Annotated in this window: 13 protein-coding genes and 2 tRNA genes; 12 read left to right on the forward strand and 3 right to left on the reverse strand. The window is 50.0% G+C overall.

Annotation, left to right across the window (positions count from 1 at the left end; genetic code table 11):
* Window positions 1–59: 59 nt before the first annotated feature.
* The 3 genes from secA (at window position 60) to GX441_07165 (ending at window position 6,048) form a co-directional block, all read left to right on the forward strand.
* The gene (secA, locus tag GX441_07155) at window positions 60–3,542 is read left to right on the forward strand and encodes a preprotein translocase subunit SecA (protein NLI98421.1); all 3,483 of its coding nucleotides are present in this window, start codon (window positions 60–62) and stop codon (window positions 3,540–3,542) included.
* A gap of 149 nt (window positions 3,543–3,691) precedes the next feature.
* On the forward strand, window positions 3,692–4,639 hold the full coding sequence (locus tag GX441_07160; GenBank protein NLI98422.1) for a D-alanine--D-alanine ligase: 948 nt from the start codon (window positions 3,692–3,694) through the stop codon (window positions 4,637–4,639).
* Between the two features lie 32 nt (window positions 4,640–4,671).
* Entirely contained in the window at window positions 4,672–6,048 is a 1,377-nt protein-coding gene (locus GX441_07165) for an SPOR domain-containing protein (GenBank protein NLI98423.1), read from the forward strand.
* Between the two features lie 4 nt (window positions 6,049–6,052).
* On the opposite strand, the gene GX441_07170 is transcribed toward GX441_07165, so the two are convergent.
* Window positions 6,053–9,094: a hypothetical protein gene (locus tag GX441_07170; protein NLI98424.1), complete on the reverse strand. Its 3,042-nt coding sequence runs from the start codon at window positions 9,092–9,094 to the stop codon at window positions 6,053–6,055.
* Window positions 9,094–9,699: a hypothetical protein gene (locus GX441_07175; protein NLI98425.1), complete on the reverse strand. Its 606-nt coding sequence runs from the start codon at window positions 9,697–9,699 to the stop codon at window positions 9,094–9,096. Before GX441_07175 ends, GX441_07170 begins: the two co-directional genes overlap by 1 nt.
* Before the next feature lie 107 nt (window positions 9,700–9,806).
* On the opposite strand from GX441_07175, the gene GX441_07180 reads away from it, so the two are divergent.
* The 9 genes from GX441_07180 (at window position 9,807) to nadB (ending at window position 17,961) form a co-directional block, all read left to right on the forward strand.
* Window positions 9,807–10,262 carry a periplasmic heavy metal sensor gene (locus GX441_07180; protein ID NLI98426.1) on the forward strand — a complete coding sequence of 152 codons (456 nt, stop codon included), beginning with the start codon at window positions 9,807–9,809 and terminating at the stop codon, window positions 10,260–10,262.
* A 148-nt stretch (window positions 10,263–10,410) separates the two neighbouring features.
* Complete coding sequence (locus tag GX441_07185; GenBank protein NLI98427.1) at window positions 10,411–10,944, forward strand: Spy/CpxP family protein refolding chaperone; 534 nt, start codon at window positions 10,411–10,413, stop codon at window positions 10,942–10,944.
* 96 nt (window positions 10,945–11,040) lie between these two features.
* On the forward strand, window positions 11,041–11,574 hold the full coding sequence (locus GX441_07190; GenBank protein NLI98428.1) for a hypothetical protein: 534 nt from the start codon (window positions 11,041–11,043) through the stop codon (window positions 11,572–11,574).
* 49 nt (window positions 11,575–11,623) lie between these two features.
* Window positions 11,624–11,697, forward strand: a tRNA-Arg gene (locus tag GX441_07195).
* A gap of 147 nt (window positions 11,698–11,844) precedes the next feature.
* Window positions 11,845–12,333 carry a nucleoside deaminase gene (locus tag GX441_07200; protein ID NLI98429.1) on the forward strand — a complete coding sequence of 163 codons (489 nt, stop codon included), beginning with the start codon at window positions 11,845–11,847 and terminating at the stop codon, window positions 12,331–12,333.
* A gap of 12 nt (window positions 12,334–12,345) precedes the next feature.
* Window positions 12,346–12,430, forward strand: a tRNA-Ser gene (locus GX441_07205).
* A 100-nt stretch (window positions 12,431–12,530) separates the two neighbouring features.
* Window positions 12,531–15,731, forward strand: a complete 3,201-nt coding sequence (locus GX441_07210) for a T9SS type A sorting domain-containing protein (protein NLI98430.1) — start codon at window positions 12,531–12,533, stop codon at window positions 15,729–15,731.
* Between the two features lie 8 nt (window positions 15,732–15,739).
* Window positions 15,740–16,396, forward strand: a complete 657-nt coding sequence (locus tag GX441_07215) for a hypothetical protein (protein NLI98431.1) — start codon at window positions 15,740–15,742, stop codon at window positions 16,394–16,396.
* Window positions 16,397–16,398: 2 nt separating this feature from the next.
* On the forward strand, window positions 16,399–17,961 hold the full coding sequence (nadB, locus tag GX441_07220; protein ID NLI98432.1) for an L-aspartate oxidase: 1,563 nt from the start codon (window positions 16,399–16,401) through the stop codon (window positions 17,959–17,961).
* Window positions 17,962–18,047: 86 nt separating this feature from the next.
* On the opposite strand, the gene GX441_07225 is transcribed toward nadB, so the two are convergent.
* On the reverse strand, window positions 18,048–19,268 hold the full coding sequence (locus GX441_07225; protein ID NLI98433.1) for a hypothetical protein: 1,221 nt from the start codon (window positions 19,266–19,268) through the stop codon (window positions 18,048–18,050).
* Between the last annotated feature and the right edge of the window lie 13 nt (window positions 19,269–19,281).

Genomic DNA, 19,281 nt, shown 5'->3' on the forward strand with positions numbered 1-19,281 from the left:
CGCCATCCGCTTGGTCATTAACTTGACACGGCGTCAAATCCCTACATAATTAGAAACTTATGGCTAATATCTTAGGAAAAATTTTCGGTACAAAGCAGGAGCGCGAGGTAAAGAGGATGACTCCAATAGTAGAGGAGATAAACGACAATCTCCTTGCGCTTCACGACTATGTTTCCACTCCGGCGCCCATCACTCACCTTGCTGCCGTCACCGAGGATGAGGCAAGAAGCCAGGCTCGGGAATTCGAGAAAAGGTGGACGGAGCTGATTGCAGGAATTTCTTCAGACGACCCCGAGCGCGCGAAAAAAATACGCAAGGCGGAAGAGGACGCATCGGATTGGTTTACGGACGGCGAAGGAGGCGAGCGTCCTCAATTCGACTGGCGCGCCATATACTGGGGCATTGAAAGCGAATTGCGTTCTTCGAATCCCTTTGCCGGAGCGGGTGACGACTGGATACTAGAATATCTTAATGAAAGGGTCGGAAGACCGCTGTACAAGGAGCTTCGCGCAGAACTTGAGGCGAAAGATAAGAACGCCCCCAGACTCTGGCTTGAGGCAAAAAAGAATCTTCAAACGCGGGTCCGTCCAGCTCTTGTCGCGCGCACTAGAGCGTGGCAGAAGCGTTTCAGGGCTATAACGAGCGAACTGGAAGCGGAGGCAAAGAAGATTGACGAGCTTGAGCGCAAGGATTTCTGGAAGAAGCGTACTAATGAGGCGCTTGAGCCTATAATCGTTGAAGCATTTACGCTCGTTCGCGAGGCATGCTATCTTCTCCTGGGCAATGTGTGGAACGTTCGCGGCTTTGATGTGGAATGGGACATGTTCCCGTTCAACGTACAGGTTATCGGCGGAATAGTACTACACGAGGGAAAGATTGCCGAGATGCGTACTGGCGAGGGCAAGACCCTTGTTGCCACCATGCCTTTGTACCTCAACGCCCTCATGGGACGCGGCGCTCACCTAATTACGGTCAACGACTACCTTGCCGCGCGCGACAGGGAGTGGATGGGACCTGTATACGAGTATCTCGGACTTACGGTGGGCGTTATCCAGACCGGCATGTCGCCTCCTGAACGCAAGCCCATGTACGAGGCCGATATCACCTACGGCACTAACAACGAGTGCGGTTTTGACTATCTCCGCGACAACATGGTTATCTCCATGTCCCACAAGGTGCAGCGCGCTCACGCATACGCCATCGTGGACGAGGTTGACTCGGTGCTCATTGACGAGGCGCGTACGCCGCTGATTATTTCCGGAGCTACCGAGTACGTCGACAGGGGATACGCCCGCTACAAGCCTGGCGTGGAAAAGCTCTTCCGCTACCAGCAGGGATTGTCGAACGAGCGCGTAGCGCAGGCTGAAAAGCTTATGGAAGAGGGCAAGGATATGGATGCGGCACGCATGCTTCTTACGGTTAGGCGCGCAACACCCAAGCACAAGAGGCTTCTAAGAATTGAAAAAGAGGGCCCGATGAAGCGCCTTATCGACGACCTCGAATTAGCCATTATGCGCGACAAGAAGCTGCCCGAGATAGACGAAGAAAACTATTTTACCTACGACGAGCACAACCGGGCAGTTGAACTCAACGAAAAGGGCCGTGAACTGCTGAATCCGCATGATCACGAAGCCTTTACGCTTCCCGACCTCTCTACAGGCCTTGCCGAGATTGACAAACGCGACGGGGTATCCGCACAGCAGAAGCTGAAGCTAAAGGAGGAGCTTTACGAGGAGTATGCCCGCAAGAGCGAAATGCTCAACAACTACCATGCTCTTCTTAAGGCTTACGTCCTTTTCAACAGGGATGAGGATTACATAGTAGACGGAGGAAGGGTCGTAATCGTTGATCCTTTCACCGGCCGTCCCCAGCCGGGAAGGCGCTACTCCGATGGTCTGCATGAGGCTCTGGAGGCCAAGGAAAACGTGCAGGTCCAGGAGGAAACGCAGACGGTTGCTTCAGTCACCCACCAGAACTATTTCCGCATGTACGCAAAGCTTGCAGGCATGACAGGTACGGCTTTGACCGAGGCGAATGAGTTCTGGAACATCTACAAACTTGAGGTGCTGGAGATACCGACGAACAAGCCTATACGCCGCATAGATTATCCCGACATCGTCTACAAGACCCGCGCAGAGAAATACGCGGCCGTTATCGAGGAGATAGATGAGCTTCATAAAGAAGGCAGGCCGGTTCTTGTCGGAACAACGTCCGTAGACGTCTCAGAGACTTTATCAAGAATGCTCAAGCGCAAGGGCATCAATCACAACGTCCTGAACGCCAAGCAGCACCAGCGCGAAGCCGAAATAGTCAAGGATGCGGGAAGGCTCCACAGCGTGACAATCGCCACTAATATGGCCGGTCGTGGAACGGATATCAAGCTTACGCAGGAAGTGCTCGATATTCCGACGAAATGCCTTATTCAGAATGCCGAAACACAGGCCGATATCGAAAGAATGAAGCGGACCAAGGAATGCGAACAGGAGTATCCAACGGGGCTCATCATTATCGGCACCGAGCGTCACGAATCCCGTCGTATTGATAACCAGCTACGCGGACGTTCGGGTCGTCAGGGAGACCCTGGCGCCTCGCGCTTCTATCTCAGCCTAGAGGATGATCTGCTCAGGATCTTCGGAGCCGACCGCATGAATCAGGTCATCGAGCGTTTCGGGGGGAAGGAGATGGAGCCCATCTCCTCGCCGTTCGTGACTACGGCCATAGAGAGTGCGCAGAAAAGAGTCGAACAAAACAACTTCGAGATACGCAAAAGACTGCTTGAATACGACGACGTCATGAACAAGCAGCGCGAGGAGATATACGCTACCAGGGATGAGATACTGGCAGGAGAGGACCTGGATGGTCTCTGCCGTTTCATATTCTCGGAGGTTGTTGACCAGCTCGTCTTCGAGCGCTGTCAGTCACGCAACGCTGAGGAGTGGGACATGGAAGGTCTTGTCAGTGATTTCGTTACCTACTTCATGCTCGATTTTCCTGTGCCCCGGCCTGAAGAACAGTCGCGCATGAAGCGCGAGGAGCTCCTTGAAATTCTGAACGAGCGTACCGAAGAGGCGCTTAAGCTTCGTCGGGAGACCCTTGGCGAGGAAATATTCACAGAATTAAGGAATCTTGTGCTTCTTACGGTTATAGACAGACACTGGCGCGACCATCTATCGGAAATGGAGGAGCTGAGAAAAGGCATAAGCCTCAGGCAGTATGGCCAGAAGGACCCAATCATTGAATACAAAAAAGAGGCATACGGAAAATACCAGGAGATGGTCCGTTCCTTCCAGAAGGAGGTCACGAAGCTTTTATTCCGTGCCCAGCTCAGGCAGGCTCCAGCACGCAGACAGACGCCAGTCCGCGCCTACAAGGAGGAATCTGGTCCAGCAGAAGCCTCTCAGCAATCTGCAACAAATCAACCCCAGGCGCCAGGCGCGAAACCAGCACCTGCGCAGACTTCCACAAAGGTCGGCCGGAACGATCCCTGTCCGTGCGGCTCCGGAAAGAAGTACAAGAAATGCTGCTATCCCAAGTACGGATAAAGATGCTCTTTTCGTCTTTGCGACGAAAATTCGCAATAACATCGAGTTAATGAGAAAATGGAGGTTTCATGCAAAAAGCAATTTTTTCTTTAATTGTGAGTTACCCTTTCCTTTCGCCGAATTCGAAAGGAAAGATTTAAGGAGTTTTGATGGATAAGAATCTCGCAAAGCCCTTGAAGGACAAGCGAGTGCTTGTATGTTCAGGAGGATGGTCTTCAGAACGCGAGATATCTCTTCTTTCCGGCAGAAACGTGTTCGAAGCGCTTCGAAGGCAGGGGATAGAGGCCGTGAGTTTCGACCTGACGTCCCAATCTGATCTGCCCAGACTGCTCAAGGAGAAGCCCGACCTAATATTCATCGCCCTGCACGGCAAGATGGGCGAGGACGGCTCTTTTCAGGGCTTCTGCGAGACGGCGGGAATCCCCTACACGGGTTCAGGCGTTGAGGCATCCGCGCTCGGACTCGATAAGTGGGTCTCCAAGTGGGTTTTTGCCAGAAACGATATTCCTACGCCGCGTTTTTTCCCGCTTCATTCCGGCGAGGACTACATTCCAGTCGCCCGAAAGGCGATGCAGGAGTTCGGGTTTCCTTTGGTGATAAAGCCGCGCTACGAGGGTTCAAGCATAGGCGTAAAGATAGTGCACGAGGAGCTGGCGCTGCTGGAAGAAACCCGCAGAATCCAGACCGAGTTCGGCGATATTCTTCTTGAGGAGTTCATATCAGGAATGATAGGAACCTCGGGCATACTGGGTGATACTGCGCTGCCTCTGCTCGAACTCGTACCGAAGACTCAGGAGTTCTATGATTATCAGGCAAAGTATACTAAAGGGGCTACGGACTTCGTTTGTCCTGCACGAATCAATCCTGAACAGACAGCACTCACTCAAGAACTTAGTCTTAAGGCTTTTCGCTCAATCGGGGCAAGGCATTTCGGAAGGGTCGACTTCATGCTTTCCGAGAACGGCCAGCCCTTTTTTCTTGAGGTCAACACCATTCCAGGCCTTACCGATTTGAGTGATCTTCCTGCGGAGGCTCGGGCTCGGGGAATGGATTATGACGAGCTTATCGTTCGGATAGCGCTACTTGCCCTGCAATGAGATACCTTTCCATTATTCTATTATGCCTGCCTTTGTGGTCATCAACATACGGGGTCTCCGCAGGCAAGGCCTATCAGATAGACGACGCCGATCTTCGCATCATAACAAACCAGGGCTCAAGAAGACTTCCGCTTTTCGGTACGCCGGTAACGATTCTTATCGGAACAAGGCCTTACGTTCTTACGTCACAGGCGCTTTTTGCGGTCGATGCTTCAAAAGAGGAAATATCGGCAGTATTAAGGCTTGACAGGAGCTATTCCGGTGCCGTTATCGGCAAGGACGACCGCATATACCTGCTCGGCGCTGATGCCTTGAATGCGGTTCAGGGTTCGCAGACGAAGTTCAGCATTCTCTATACGTATGCGCTGCCTTCAGCGCCAGACAGGATGTTTCTTCTTCCATCAGGAAACATCTTTTTTTCGGGTCAGAAAAGCTTCGTCTATGATCCTGCCGCAAAGAACACGACCGACGCTTCGCCTGGCTGGACGCTTAAGAAACCCTCGATGAGCGGAAATGTTCTTATCGAATCCGAAGGTTCGAGCCTTCACTTCTACAACGTCTTAACCAAGGAATCCGCGAAGCTTGATTTGGCATCCGAGGTCAAGCAGATTGCTGTTTGGAGGGACAAGATATTAGCGTCAACTTCAGCCGAACTCATGCTTGTTGATCCTTTGAGCGCAAGAATCGTCACCCGCAGGCCTTATCTCAGTATCTCCAGGTTGTCGGCAGTGGATTCCGATACAATAGCGGTAGCGCTAGTCCCGGACGGAATAATCACGATGAGTCTTCCTTCACTCGAAGCTCTTGGAAGCTATAACGCATCTTGCGCTGACGGAGGCATCGGCTATCCGTTTTTCGGCAAGCCGCTTTTTATTTGCGGCGAGAAGCTTGCGCTTCCCGGAGGAACCAGGGAGACCGAACCATATCTAGTTCAGCCTGTTAAACCGCAGGATGGAAGCTATTATGCCCTTCAGGTAGGAGCATTCTCCAATCTGGCAAGCGTAGGACCTCTTATGGAAAGGCTTGCTAACCAGGGGCTTCCTTACTATACATTGGAAGACGCAAGCATGACGAAATTCAGGGTTGGATACTTTAAAACCAGAGCGGATGCAGAACGTATTCGCTCATACCTATCCGATATTAATGCCTGGATTGTTACCGAAAAAAATCAGCAAAACCTGATACATTCAATTCACGATTTAAACCATGATGTACGTCCTGATGGAATTGTTGCTAAGGCGGATAGTGTAATAATCATCACGCTGCGCGACCAGACATGGATTGAAGTACTCAAGGCTTCAAAACTTCCCGAATCCGCAACCGAGGTCTACCTTCAGGGAAACAAGGCGTACGCAAAACTGGAAAAGTCAGGCCTGAGGGAGCTTGTGCTGCCTGATTCCACACAATAGCTTTCTAAAAGTACATACCTGCCGACAACTCGAATTTGTTTTCAAGACCGCGCGTATCCGGATAAAGCGCGCCATCATATGAAAGGCGGACGCTTATCCCTTTCCCGAGTGAGCGCTCGATGCCTGCGTTCCAGGAAGGCGTCAAGCCAGGAGGATTATCCTTCGAGATAAGATAGGGGAGGAGGTCCTCGGCCACATCCGATTGCCTTTGAGTCAAAAGGAAGCCGGCCTTGAAACGCCAGCTCTTGCAAGGTTTTTCCGCCTGAACGCCCAACCACACCCTTTGAATATCAATCTGCCCGAGTTCCGGAAAGTACAAAGGTTCCTCGGCGACGAGATAGCCAAAGCCTAATGATGGCTCAAGTCTGGCCCAGAAATCCAGTATCGGTTCAAGAGCTATGCTCCATTGGTTTCTTGAACGGAGAGGTGTTTCCGCTCTTGTTCGTACTTCATTCATTGCAGAAGCTTTCAAACGCAGAAGATACTGTCTGTGAACCCTCGAGCGGATCTCTGCATCGACGTTCCAGCTTTCCAGGCGTTCGCGGAGGCCTCCCCATGCCGGAAAGAGCTGGTTTCTGTAGGAAGGGTAGAGGATCAGGCTGAAATAATCGCTGGCTGGAAGGATTGTTATCCTTGATGATGCATTAAGGTTGTTTGCAGAGTCCGTGCTCCTGTAATCCATGGTGGTCCACAACCGCAAGAAGTTCAAGTTCAAATCGGTTCCTAGAGAAGCGGAACGCTGGAGCGTGAGCGTCCCTGCGGTCTCGCGTATAACTACCTGTTTGTAGTCGCCCCCATCATCTGCGACATACTCTCCGGTTGTAGAATCCTTTGAGTAATCTCCGGTGCCGGGTTCTACAGGTAGATAGTCAATTCTCACATTAAGACTGGAAGCAAGATGCTGCGAGAGATCAAGCCAGAATTTAGTCCTTGCGGAAGGTGAGTACGTGAAGCGAAGATCGCCGAAGAACGCCTGTATATTCGAATCTCCCAGGGGAATGAATCTCTCAAATCCGGTCACAAGCGAAGTTTCAAGTCTATCAGTAATCCAGGTTCCTTCCAAGGCGAGGCGGTCGTAGTACAATGTATCTAGCCAGGTTTTGTTGCCGGCGGAATCCTTCTGGTCAATCCTTCTCGATAGAGTCGTTTTTATCGAGAGATTAGGGAGAGGGGTGATGCCGAAGCCTGCTAGTGGTTCAAAAGCCTGAGAATTCGGCAGCTTTCCCGTGTATCTTGACCATGAAAACCCTGCCACAGGCGTAAGAAAGCCGAAGCGCGGGTAGAGATTAGTTCGTATTCGCCATCTTGATGCAAGCCAGTCTGCGTAGATGTCTGCGAACTTGAATCTCACACTCGATTCCGCTCTCCATGCATTTGAATCCGACCACAAGTGTCCGGTTTTGACCCTGATGCTTAAGGAATCGATCGGGCTCCATTCAACTCCTGCCTCCTGTTCATTGAAAGAGGAAGAAAAAGTGTCGATGTTCCAGCGATCGGTTTTGTTGGCATTGATCTTTTCAACTGGGAGCCATGAGTGTTCTGTCTGAAGGATATGCGTTAAATAAAGGTTTACCCTATCGAATCTCAAATCGAAGCCTGCCTGATGGCTGTGTCCGAACATGGCGTTTGCCGTATTGTAAAGGTTAGGCATTTTTCTTGAGCCCGTTGCGGAAAGAAGAATGCTTGCGGGACCGAATCTCTTGTCGAACGAGAGACCGAGGAGCTCCTCGCTTTCCGGCAGCGGCGTCAATATCTCTGCGCGGTAATTCCCTGAACCCGGGCCTGCATAAATGAAAAACCCCGAATCAGGGTTAAGAACGTAGTCCCCTGCTGCTGAGTCGACGCTTCTGAAAGCGACATCGTAATCCCCTTCGCCAGGACCAACCCATTCGTAATGATTGCCTATCTGAAAGTAGCTTCCGTTTCCTTCTCCCACAAAACTTGCTCCCGGAAGTACAGCCTCATACGATGTCGCAGTGTCCAGTATCGCCTGCTGCTCAGCAGACCATGAATATAAAAGATGGTTCCGCGACTCCGCCTCCCTGTAGAAAAAAAAGCTGAACGGGCCACTGCTGAATCCCGCAAGTTCATTGTCAGCCGTATAATCATTCCCGGCGTAGACATATTCCGCCTCTATCCTTGAACGGGATTCAAGTTTCAGGGTGTTGCTGAAGGTTACCTCGCCCGTAGCATAGTCAATAACATAATCCTTGTCCCTGCCTCGCGCAAGGAGTCTGCCGTCAAGCCATATTTTCTCGGTTCCGGGTATCAACGGTTGTTCAGAATCCGTCCTGCCTATAAAGTACGGGCCGCGCTTGCCGTCTATGGGTTCTATCCCGCTGCTGCCTCTTTTGGTTCCTTCTATTCCGAATGCCAGCAAGGCGGTATTTTTGCCGAATGAAATCTCGCCTGTTGCGCCCTTTATTCTCCTCTCGATTGGACTGTACCCAGCCAAAGGATAAGAAATATCCAGGTCGCCAGCGCCCAGTTTCCATTTTTCTTGAGATAATAGTATGTTGATTCTATCAAAATCTTCAATCTTCTCGGTTGTTCCTTCAGGAACGAAGGATGCCTCCTCGTCAGTGATATAACCTTTAACGTCTACGCCAGCAAGATTCCCCGAAAGGTTAACCGTAAGCCCCTGTTTAAGGTCGCCTGCTCCCTTGTTGGTTACTGAAAGCGAAAATGTTTTTGAACCGTGAACGCCTAAATTGCCGGTATTGACTGACTCAGGCTCTGAAGATTTAAGAGCTGTTGAATCGAATCGGCTCTGGGAAGAGGGTTCGTAGACGCTGAACTCATTGAGGGCATCCGCAAGAGTCTTATAACTGACTACGACAGTTAAGGAATCAACTGGGGTTTTGTCGAGGATCAGCTTTGAATCTCTAATCAGCCATCCTGAATCAGGTGAAGGGCTTATGGATACTGAATTTTTCACTATATAAGGATAAGCCAGAAGGTATTCTAATCTTCCTGGTTCGAGTGTAATCGTTTCCTCTCGAGGTACGAGAAGGGATGATGCAATAAAAAAAGAAACAAGAAGCACTAGCGAATCATCAAGACGCGCTTTGAATCGGCGAGAATATAAAGCGCGTCCTTGGTCATTGCGATAAGGTATTGAGAAGTCGAGTATATCAAGGATTCCTGATTCGACTTCTCAAGTTCATCGCTCCAGTCAGCCTTTACTCTCTCGCCAGGGAAAAGGGGTATCAAGCTGTCGTCAAAACACTCGAGTCGCAGGGGTCGCCTTGTCAGGTTTATACTTTCCAATTGTCTTCCGAGGGGGGACAGACGCTTAAGTGAAAAATCAGACAACGTCCATATCTCGCCTATGCTTGTCAGGACTGCATCATCAATATCTTTCGCAATAACCCCTTTCTTTCCAGTCTTTAAATCGTAAAGGATTAATTCAGATCCCGATATCACGTAGAAAAGGTCTTCGTTGAGGAGAATTCTTTGCGCAAAAACAACCCTTTCAGGCAGGCTGATACTATCAACAACCGAACCAGGTGGCGAAAAAATCACTAAGCGGTCTCCTTCTCCTGTCAGAAAGGCTATTCTTCCCTGAGTTAAAGGCGTTAAGGCTTTTGCGGAAAAGGGGAGTTCAAGAGTATCCACCATCCCATGAAGCAGAAGCGCTAAAAGAATCACAAGTCAAAGCATAATCCCCTCCAAGCAGGTGTCAAGCGAGTGAAATTAAACTTTTGAGCGCTTATATTGTCAAACATGTTATCGAACAATTCTGAAAGGAGAAAAATATGTTCAAACTTGCCGCAATTCCCATGATTGCCGGAATGCTGCTTGCGGCGTCCGCAGTCCGCATGCCCGGAGGGCAGGGGTTCATGAATCCGGGGATGCTACTCAATCCTAAGGTTTCAGAGGAGCTCGATTTGACCCGTGATCAACAAGCCAAGATAAAGAAGATACAGGATGACCACCAGGAAAAGGTTCTCGATACAAAGCAAAAAATAGAGCGTCTGGGCCTCGAATTAAAAAGACTTTTTGAGGAGGATGCACCGCAGCAGTCCAAAATAGAAGCGAAGGTTCGTGAAATAGGCGCTTTGAGAACCGCCCTGCAGATAGAACGAGTGAATCTCTGCTTCGAGGTTCGCAAGCTGCTTACAGACGAACAAATAAAGAAGCTTAGGGATATGCATCCGTTCAGGGGTAGCGGGGAAGGGCCGCATGACGGTCAGGGGAGATTTAATCGATAAAAAAATAGCGGCTGGAGGCGCAATGTCTCTTGACAGTCGCTTGAGCCCCATGGTGTGTGGCCGGAGCTCTCCGGCCACCTTGCCAAAGGCTTTGCAATTACTATAATTTAAGTATGATTTTCTTGAATAAAGACAAAAAGGAGATAAAATGGTTAACTTAACCGCGACATTACTTCTCTCAACATTACTTGGAGCCGCACAGGGCGGTTGCCAGATGATGCAAGGTCAGGGAATGATGAATCAAGGCATGATGGGCGCAGGCGGGATGGGCGCAGGCATGCATTATTTCAGGATGCTGCATAATCCGCAAATGATAGAGATTCTCAATTTGACCGAAGATCAGCAGACAAAGCTCAAGAACTTGAGATATTCACAGCAGGAGAACGCTCTCGAGATAAGGCAGAAGCTGGAGAAGGAAGAACTGGCGCTTTCGAAGCTGATGGATGCAGAAAATCCCAACAGAGCGCAGATAGAAGCAAAGATCAAGACCATCGGTTCCCTGCGAACGGATCTTGAACTTCTGCATGCCGGAATGATTTTTGAGGTGCAGAAGATACTTACGGCCGACCAGTGGAAGATGTTAAAGGATATGCGTGGCGGATGCGGCATGGGATCGGGCTTTCCTCAGGGCAAGCCGGGAATGCTTGAGGACGATATGGATATGCCAGGAATGCACAACTGATGCCTTAAAGGGCTTGACTTAACTAAAAAAAAGGATTAATATGACCGGATAATATCCGGTCATGTTTTTTTGACCCTTCAAACTCTAGGAGGAAGCATGAAGCGTATATTAACCGTGTTGCTTGTTACAGCACTTCTTTATATCCCGCTCTCTTTAAGCGCACAAGCCAAAGGCGGAGGTAAAATCCATCCTATGATGATGGGTCCCAAGCTTTCCAGCACCGTTCTTCCGGTAAGCGGAATCCTTAATCCCTTGACCGTTTCGGGTGAGATGCTTATAAATCTCTACCGCAACGTGCTTTGGCTCAGAACCAACCTCGTGTCGCTCTCTATCCGCGACAGCTCAAACTATTTCGGTATAAATCTGGGATCTCCGTTCGATATCGTCTTCATGGGAAGATACAAGCAGTGGAGACCTTATGGCTTCGGCGGATTAGGGGTATCGGTTAATTCGTTTGGAGAGAATACTTCTTACTGGGCAGGCGTAGACCTTGGGGGAGGAGCTTCCTACGAGATCTCACGAGGACTCCATCTTTTCGGCGAACTTGGCGGCAGACTTGGGTATAACGGTACGGCTTTTGATTACGGTATTTTCCTGGGAGCGGGTGCAAGGTTTGCGTTCGTCTGGTAGTCATAGAATTTCTTGACATTCATCTCCAGGTAGCTAGAATACACGTGTTGCGCCCGTGGCTCAACTGGATAGAGCATCTGACTACGGATCAGAAGGTTGGGGGTTCAAGTCCCTCCGGGCGTACTTAAATCAAGCAAAAAGCGGCCGCGGCCGCTTTTTGCTTGCAAGCTTCAGCTTGACATTCCTCAGGTTGTAACTATCCTTAGAACTAATGCTTAAGGGTACAGATTCGCAAGGAGTTGTGTTGTGATTGGCTCCGAAGAGCGCTGGATGCGCGAAGCGCTTCGGGAGGCTGAGACCGCTTACAGGGAAGGTGAAATACCTGTGGGCGCCGTAGTCGTTCACGAGGGAAGGATAATCGGTCGGGGACATAATCAGACCGAACGGTTGAACGATCCGACAGCTCATGCGGAGATTATAGCTATTACGGCTGCAGCCGCGGCATTGGAGTCGTGGAGGCTCGTGAATACTGCATTGTACGTTTCGGTAGAACCCTGCATTATGTGCTCGGGAGCCATCGTTCTCGCGCGCATTCCGCTTGTGGTTTTCGGGGCTCGTGATGCGAAATTCGGTGCCGTTGCCTCGCTTTATAAGATAAGCGAAGACGAAAGACTCAACCACAGATTCGAGGTGAAAGAAGGAGTGCTTGCCCGAGAAGCGGCTTCGCTCATGCAATCGTTCTTTCGCGACAAAAGAAGGAACAAAGATTCAGGTGAGTCTGATATTAAACGGGCAAGCGGGGGAGATGAAATTTATTAACTTTAGTTTAAAGGAGAGATGGCCGAGTGGACGAAGGCGCACGACTCGAAATCGTGTAGGCGGCAACGTCTCGGGGGTTCAAATCCCTCTCTCTCCGTTTGAATATTCTGTTAGTGACTGCAATAACATCTGGAGGCGATAGAGCTGTTCTTCGTTTTTGTAATCGGTAAGTAAGATTTAAGGAAGGAGAAATGAATATGATAAGAAGAATAATGCTTTTAGTGTTTACAGCCACTATCGCTGTATCTGCTGAAAAAATTAAAATACCGCGGGAACCCTTCAAATCCCGTCTTGATAATCCCTATTATAGAGGCATTCTCGAAAGGTCGGCTAAAACCCCGTCTTGGGTCAATACCGCTGCATTAAAATATCTTACCTCCAGGATAGGGATAGCGGTTCCCGAGACTCTGCGGGTGCTTGTTTTAAGGGTCGAATTCCCAGAGGATGATGATTCGACTACCTGGGGCAACGGCAAGATGGATTTGAAGGGTTTCGGCACTCCATCCGACGGACTTTCCTACGATCCGCCCCACGACCGTAATTATTTCGAGAACCAGATGCTCGGGTTACGCAACTTTTATCTCCTGAACTCAAGGGGCAAGCTCGTCATTGAGTATGACGTTTATCCCAAGGAACCTTTCAGATGCTATCAGGTTTCGCATCAGATGGCATTCTACGGAGACTCAAGCAATCCGGACAGGGGCATCACGCTCTTAATGCGTGATGCGCTTCTTGCCGCGGCAAAGGACCCAGAGATAGATTTCTCCAGATACCATTATACCTATGCTGGAAGAAGCTTTGATATGGTGGTTGTCTTTCACGCAGGAAGCACGCTGCAGACATCGGCCGCTTACGGCTACACATCCGATGTCGCGTCAGCCACGGTTACGCCGGGCGCTCTTGATGCGTATACAGGCAGGGATTTTGTGGAGGCTGGAGGCGTACCGATATCTTCAGCCTCAATCCTGCCCGAATCACCCAGGGTAGAGGGAGCGATGTACGGACTTCCAGGCGTATTGTATCACGAGTTCGGGCACCTTCTTGGTGCATGGGACTTGTACGACGTTACCTATTACACGCAGGGTGTGGGCGCATGGTCGCTCATGGGAAGCGGCGGATGGCTGAGCTACCCGCCGGGCCAGATTCCTTCAATGCACGATGCGTTCCACCGCTACATATGGGGCTGGGATAGCGCGGTAGTCGTTGCACGCGATACGACCATATCCCTATACGCCGCAGAATTCGATACCTTGGCTATTCCTGAAAGAACCGGAGTCGAGCACCCCACCCTTGTAAAGATTCCTATCAGGGAGGGTGAGTATTTTCTTATTGAGAACAGACAGGTCGACATCCTTGCGAAGGACACGGTTGAAGTCGACGTTAAGGACGGAGTACCTATATGGGTCGTTAACGGCGAATACGATTCCTACCAGCCCGGATCAGGGATAATCATATGGCACGTGGATGAAGATGTGGTTGAGGAATGGGGCGATTACAATAGAATTAACTCCTGGATCAGATACGCATCTTACGGACAGCATAATGCAGTCGATATGGAGGAGGCCGACGGTATTCAGGACTATGAAATTCTTTACTTAAGCACACAGGCTTACGCGTCTCAGGGTTCTGTGTTCGATCCATTTTTTTCGGGCGGCAATACCGACTTCGGCATTTCTACCAATCCATCCTCGGATGGGTACTACGGCGAGACAGGAATCAACGTAGAGGTACTTGATCCATCAGACACCGTTATGAGGGTGAAGATCACGTTCGGCGACAACCTGAAGGGATTCCCCCAAACCGCTGAGAATCTCAATGAAGTCAACTTCATAAACGCCATGGATATTGACGGTAACGGAACAAAGGAGTTGGTCGCCTTCGGGTCGGGCCCTGACGGAGAGGGCCGGATAGGATATGCATGGAGAGCGAACGGACAGCCTTATGCTTCCACATCCCAGTTTCTTACCTTCAACTTCGGATCCTTGTCTTCGTCTCCCGCTTTCGGCGATGTTGACGGAGACGGTGTCGTAGAAGCCGTCCTTCTCGGTACAACTGGTCGGATTTCTGTCTTCGACACAGACTCGCTCATAAACGGGAGTCAAGCAGCTCCCAAGTCCGGATTTCCATTCGACTTATCGGGCAGGAGTTTTACAGCGTCGATGCTTGCAGATATTGATGGAGATGGCATCCTCGATATTGTCAGCGTCAATGAATTCGGCAAAGTCTATGCGTTGAAGGTCGAATCCGATACCGTTTCCATTATTTCAGGATTTCCTCTCGATCTCGGAGAGGAGGTAAGGGCAGGTTTCGCGCTTGTCCAAACCTCTCCTTTACGAATAGCCGTTATTGCATCCTCCGGAAACCTGTACGTCTTTGACCGCTCTGGGAAGACTGTTAAGGGGTTTCCTGTTGCGTTAGGCAAGGCTTCTGCCCAATGCGACGTTCCGCCTGTCGTCTGCGATATCGACGGAGACTCGAAGAGAGAGATCGTTGTTTTCGCCTATGAATATAGTTCTTACAGATACTTTGCCGTGGATTTAGACGGAGTAGTTAAATACAAGTCAACAAGGACGTTCCCTCCGCCTCTCACAGCCCCGGCTGTAGCTGATATGAACTCCGATGGGTTGCCAGAGGTTGTCTTCGGCTCATTGAACGGCATCTGGGCTCTTGAGGCTAACGGTGCTGCACTTGACGGGTATCCCCTGGTGTTTCCCGAAACTTACGACAGATTGGTGTGGATTCCTCATGAAGGATATCTATATCCTTTCACTTTTCCTTACACCTTCAGCTTTCGCACCTCGCCCGCAGTGGCCGATATCGACTCAGACGGCAAGATGGAGATTGTTGTAGGATCTCCTGATCATGGGGTGTATCTTCTGAAATCAGGAAACAGCAAGCCTTACAAAACGCTCTACACCAAGCTTGGTGTGGGCAGGGCTGTATCCGTTGCCGACCTGGATGGAAACGGAAAGCTCGACATTCTTGTCGGCGCTGACAGCGGTTTTGTAAATGTCTGGCGTACATCCGGTTCAAAGGCTTTATGGTCATCCTGGATGCATGATCCTGCGAATACCGGTCTGGTTACTGAGTCTTTTACTTCTCCTTCGGCTCCAAGCCAGCCGCTTACGGGTGTTTACGTTTATCCTAATCCTGCGGCGAACCATGCCTACTTAAGGGCGACGATAGGCGATGTTGACGACTTAAAGATTCAAATCATCGATATCGCAGGAAAGATTCAGGCCTCTCTTGAACCTGATTTTCAGCCTGGTATGATTAACGATATTCCTCTTGATCAGGTTCTTGCAGAATTGGTTTCAGGCCTTTACATAGTTCGAGTGGAGGCCGTGAAATCGGGCCTGAAAACGGTTGAACTCTACAAGCTTGGTATAGCTCGATAAAGGAGGATATGATGCTCATACTGCTGTCTCTTGTTTGCACGTCTCCGGATTTAGCTGGAACAATTCCTGATTCCGTCGTAATGACCAGAAAAGACCGTTTTGCGCCGTGGGCGTCTCTTCTTTTTCCGGGGTCGGGAGAATTGATGCGGGGCTATCAGACAAAGGGAGAGATTCTTTTGTGGATAGACGGTATAACGATTGCAGGCGTAGCAGGTTTCGGCTGGGATTCATATCAGAAAAACAACTCGGCAATCGGCATGGCAGCGATGAATGCAGGAGCCAATCCTCTCAACCGGTCCTCATCCTATCTTAATTCAATGGAGAGCTATATGTCTTCGGATGATTATAATGCCGATCTTCTTATCGAGGCTAGAAGCCGCTATCCCGATGACTTGGAGAAACAAAAGGAGTACTACGAGGCAAGAAAGATAGAGGATGAGGATGCATGGCTATGGAAGACGGACTCACTCAGGCTCGAATACTTTCAGCAGAGGACCTCGATGCGGAATTCTGTAGGGGCGGCTCAGATTCTTGCTGGAGTGATGGTGCTGACACGAGTGTTCAGCGTCTTCGACGTGAGCTTTTTCTCTCCTCCAAAAGAGTCCAGACTAGGCCTGATTCCTCAATTTGACAATCCCGGGGTGCAGCTGGTTTACCGCTTTTAGATATGCAACTTGAAACCGACTACATTGTCGTGGGTTCGGGGATTGCGGGGTTATGGTTTGCATATACTGTATCAAAGACCTCTAAGGTAATGGTTTTGACCAAGAAGGGGGATTCTGACTCCAACACGAACTATGCCCAGGGCGGTATCGCTGCTGCGGTTGGCTCTGACGATTCGCCGAGACTTCACCTTGAAGATACGTTGAACGCCGGAAACGGGTTGTGCGATATTGAAGCATCGAGAATAATGGTGGAGGAGGGTCCCGGTCTTGTAAGGGCGCTTAAAAAACTGCACATAGACTTTTCCACAAAAGCTGGAGCGTTTGAGCTTGGGATAGAGGGCGGACATTCAAAAAGAAGGGTCGTTCACGCTGCCGATACTACAGGCCAGGCCGTCGAGAACGGATTACTCGGTACGGTTCGTTCAAGCCGAAACGCGACTATTATGGAGCAGTTCTTCGTGATTGATTTGCTCATCGATGATAGCGGGCAATGCTACGGCGTTATTGCTTTTAATCGCGAAGATAACATGTTCGTTGAGATTCATGCAAAGGCCATTATGCTAGCCTCTGGCGGGCTCTGCTGGCTTTATGAGCATACGACCAATCCGAGAATCGCAACGGGAGACGGGGTTGCCATGGCCTGGAGAGCCGGCTGCGAGGCAAGAGACCTTGAATTCGTGCAGTTCCATCCGACCTCTCTTTTCGGCGCAACCATCGACGGCAGGGCATTCCTCATATCCGAAGCCGTCAGGGGAGAAGGAGGGATATTGAAGACGCCTGACGGCGAGCGTTTTATGACAAGATATCATAAAGACGCTGAGATGGCTCCGCGCGATGTCGTTGCAAGGTCTATATACAACGAACTCCGGACTCGAAGGCTCGATTACGTGCTTCTCGACCTTTCCTCAATCCCTTCCGAAAGAATACTCGAACGGTTTCCGATGATTGCTGAAACATGCAGGCGTTTCGGTCTTGATATCACAAAAGAACCCATTCCTGTTGTGCCTGCGGCGCACTATTCGGTCGGAGGAATAAAAACAGACTTATGGGGCCGCACTTCAGTCAAAGGAATTTATGCATCAGGCGAGTGCGCAAACACGGGTGTGCACGGCGCAAATCGTCTTGCATCGAACTCCCTTCTGGAGGCGCTGGTTTTTGCAAACAGAGCGGCAATGGCAACGCTTGAAGATAACGGACGGAACCCTTTAAAAATCTCAAAGATCCCTTTCCAATGCTGCCTTAAAAGCATTGAAGATCCATCTCTCATCAATTCGCTGGCTTCATCATTAAGACAAACTATGTGGAGATTTGCAGGAATCGTGCGCTCTGTCTCTGAGATGGAGCGCGGTCGCGCTCGAATTGCGGAACTCGTCAAGGAGCTCGATGCGCTTTATCCTCAAGGTACTTTCAGCCCGGCTATTCAGGAGCTTCGCAACATGCTTCTTGTGGGCGACTTGATACTTCAATCAGCGCTCAAGCGTAAGGAATCAAGGGGCCTGCATTACGTGGAAGAATACCCCAGCGTTCTTCCTGAAGCCGGACATACAATCTTGAAGCCAGATTAATCTCGACAACTTTATCAATAATGAAGAAGGCCCGCATTGCGGACCTTCAATTTTTTCAACCTTTTCAGGTTATGCTATACAAGGTATTACCAGCGAATCATGTGTATGGCGTTGTTCCAGTCTGCGAGTATCGCCTGTGTTGTAGAGCCTTCGCTTCTTATTATTACATCGCGCAGGTCGTTAGCGCCGACGATGTTTGTTATATCCTTGGTGCCGATGTGGTAAGGATACAGAGGATTTGTGAGATTCAGAACCCTAAGTCCGTAAATGCCGTCTGAGACGTACACTATGTTGCCGGAGGTCTGAATGCCCCAGGAATTGCTGGCCGGATCGCCTGCCCACAGAGCAGCCTGGTAAGGACTCGTCGGGTTACCCACATCGACGACGAGGAAGCCTTGCGTGCCGGCTGCAACATAGGCGTATGTTCCTGTTACGTATACCCTGTGAGCGGCATCGTAGGTAGAAAAGAGACTTACAGGTTGCATCGGATCTGATGCCGTAGGACTCCAGCTCAAAATCTCCATACCCGCATTGCCTTCAGCAATATAGATGTAGCCGTTGGTTACATGTATGTCTTCAGGTATATCGTAGAGAGTGTCGATAAACAAAGCGCCTGTGTTAGTGTAGTTAAAGTAAACGAGGGTATGGGTATTGGTGGCAGGATCGGTGCAACCGACAAAAATGTCGCTACCTATTGCATAGATGGCACGGGCTTCGCCTCCAAGAGTCGCTGCATCAACGTAAGTGGATTCAACAGGATTGAACGGATTACCGATATTATATGACCAGTAACCGCCTTTGCCGAAAGCTACGTGCAACAGACTTCCTGACACATACAAATCGTAGGCCCAAGCGCTGTTGTCATTTAATGGATGAGGGATGGTTGGTCCGGCATCAAGTCCGGCGCTTCCGAGTGTGAATATCTTTACGCTCTGTTCGCGAGTAGCGCAGAAGATGTAAAGATCCTTATTGGCAAGTCTTACGCCGTGACCGCCGCCTAGGGGCTGTCTGTTGCCTACGTATTCAAAGCTTTGAGTAGTCAGGGACTTTTGATCGGAGAGAGCCTCGTTGCCCGCTGAGTCAGTTACCTCGACGGAATAGTAGTAGGTTGTTCCAGGATCGAGCTTATCGTCTGTATACGTGGTATCAAATCTATTGTAGCCGTTTCCATAAGTGTAGGATACTATGGGATCTCCAAGCGTTCCGCTTACTTTGGAACGATAGACGCGGTATCCCATCCAGGATTGCTCGGCGCTTGTCCACATTATAGTGGCTTTTCGAGTTCCGATATCCTTAGGTTCAAGCATCTTTACCGCTTTA

The sequence above is a fragment of the bacterium genome (assembly GCA_012517375.1).
Taxonomy (GTDB): Bacteria; Hydrothermota; Tepidihabitantia; order B3-TA06; family B3-TA06; genus JAAYVC01.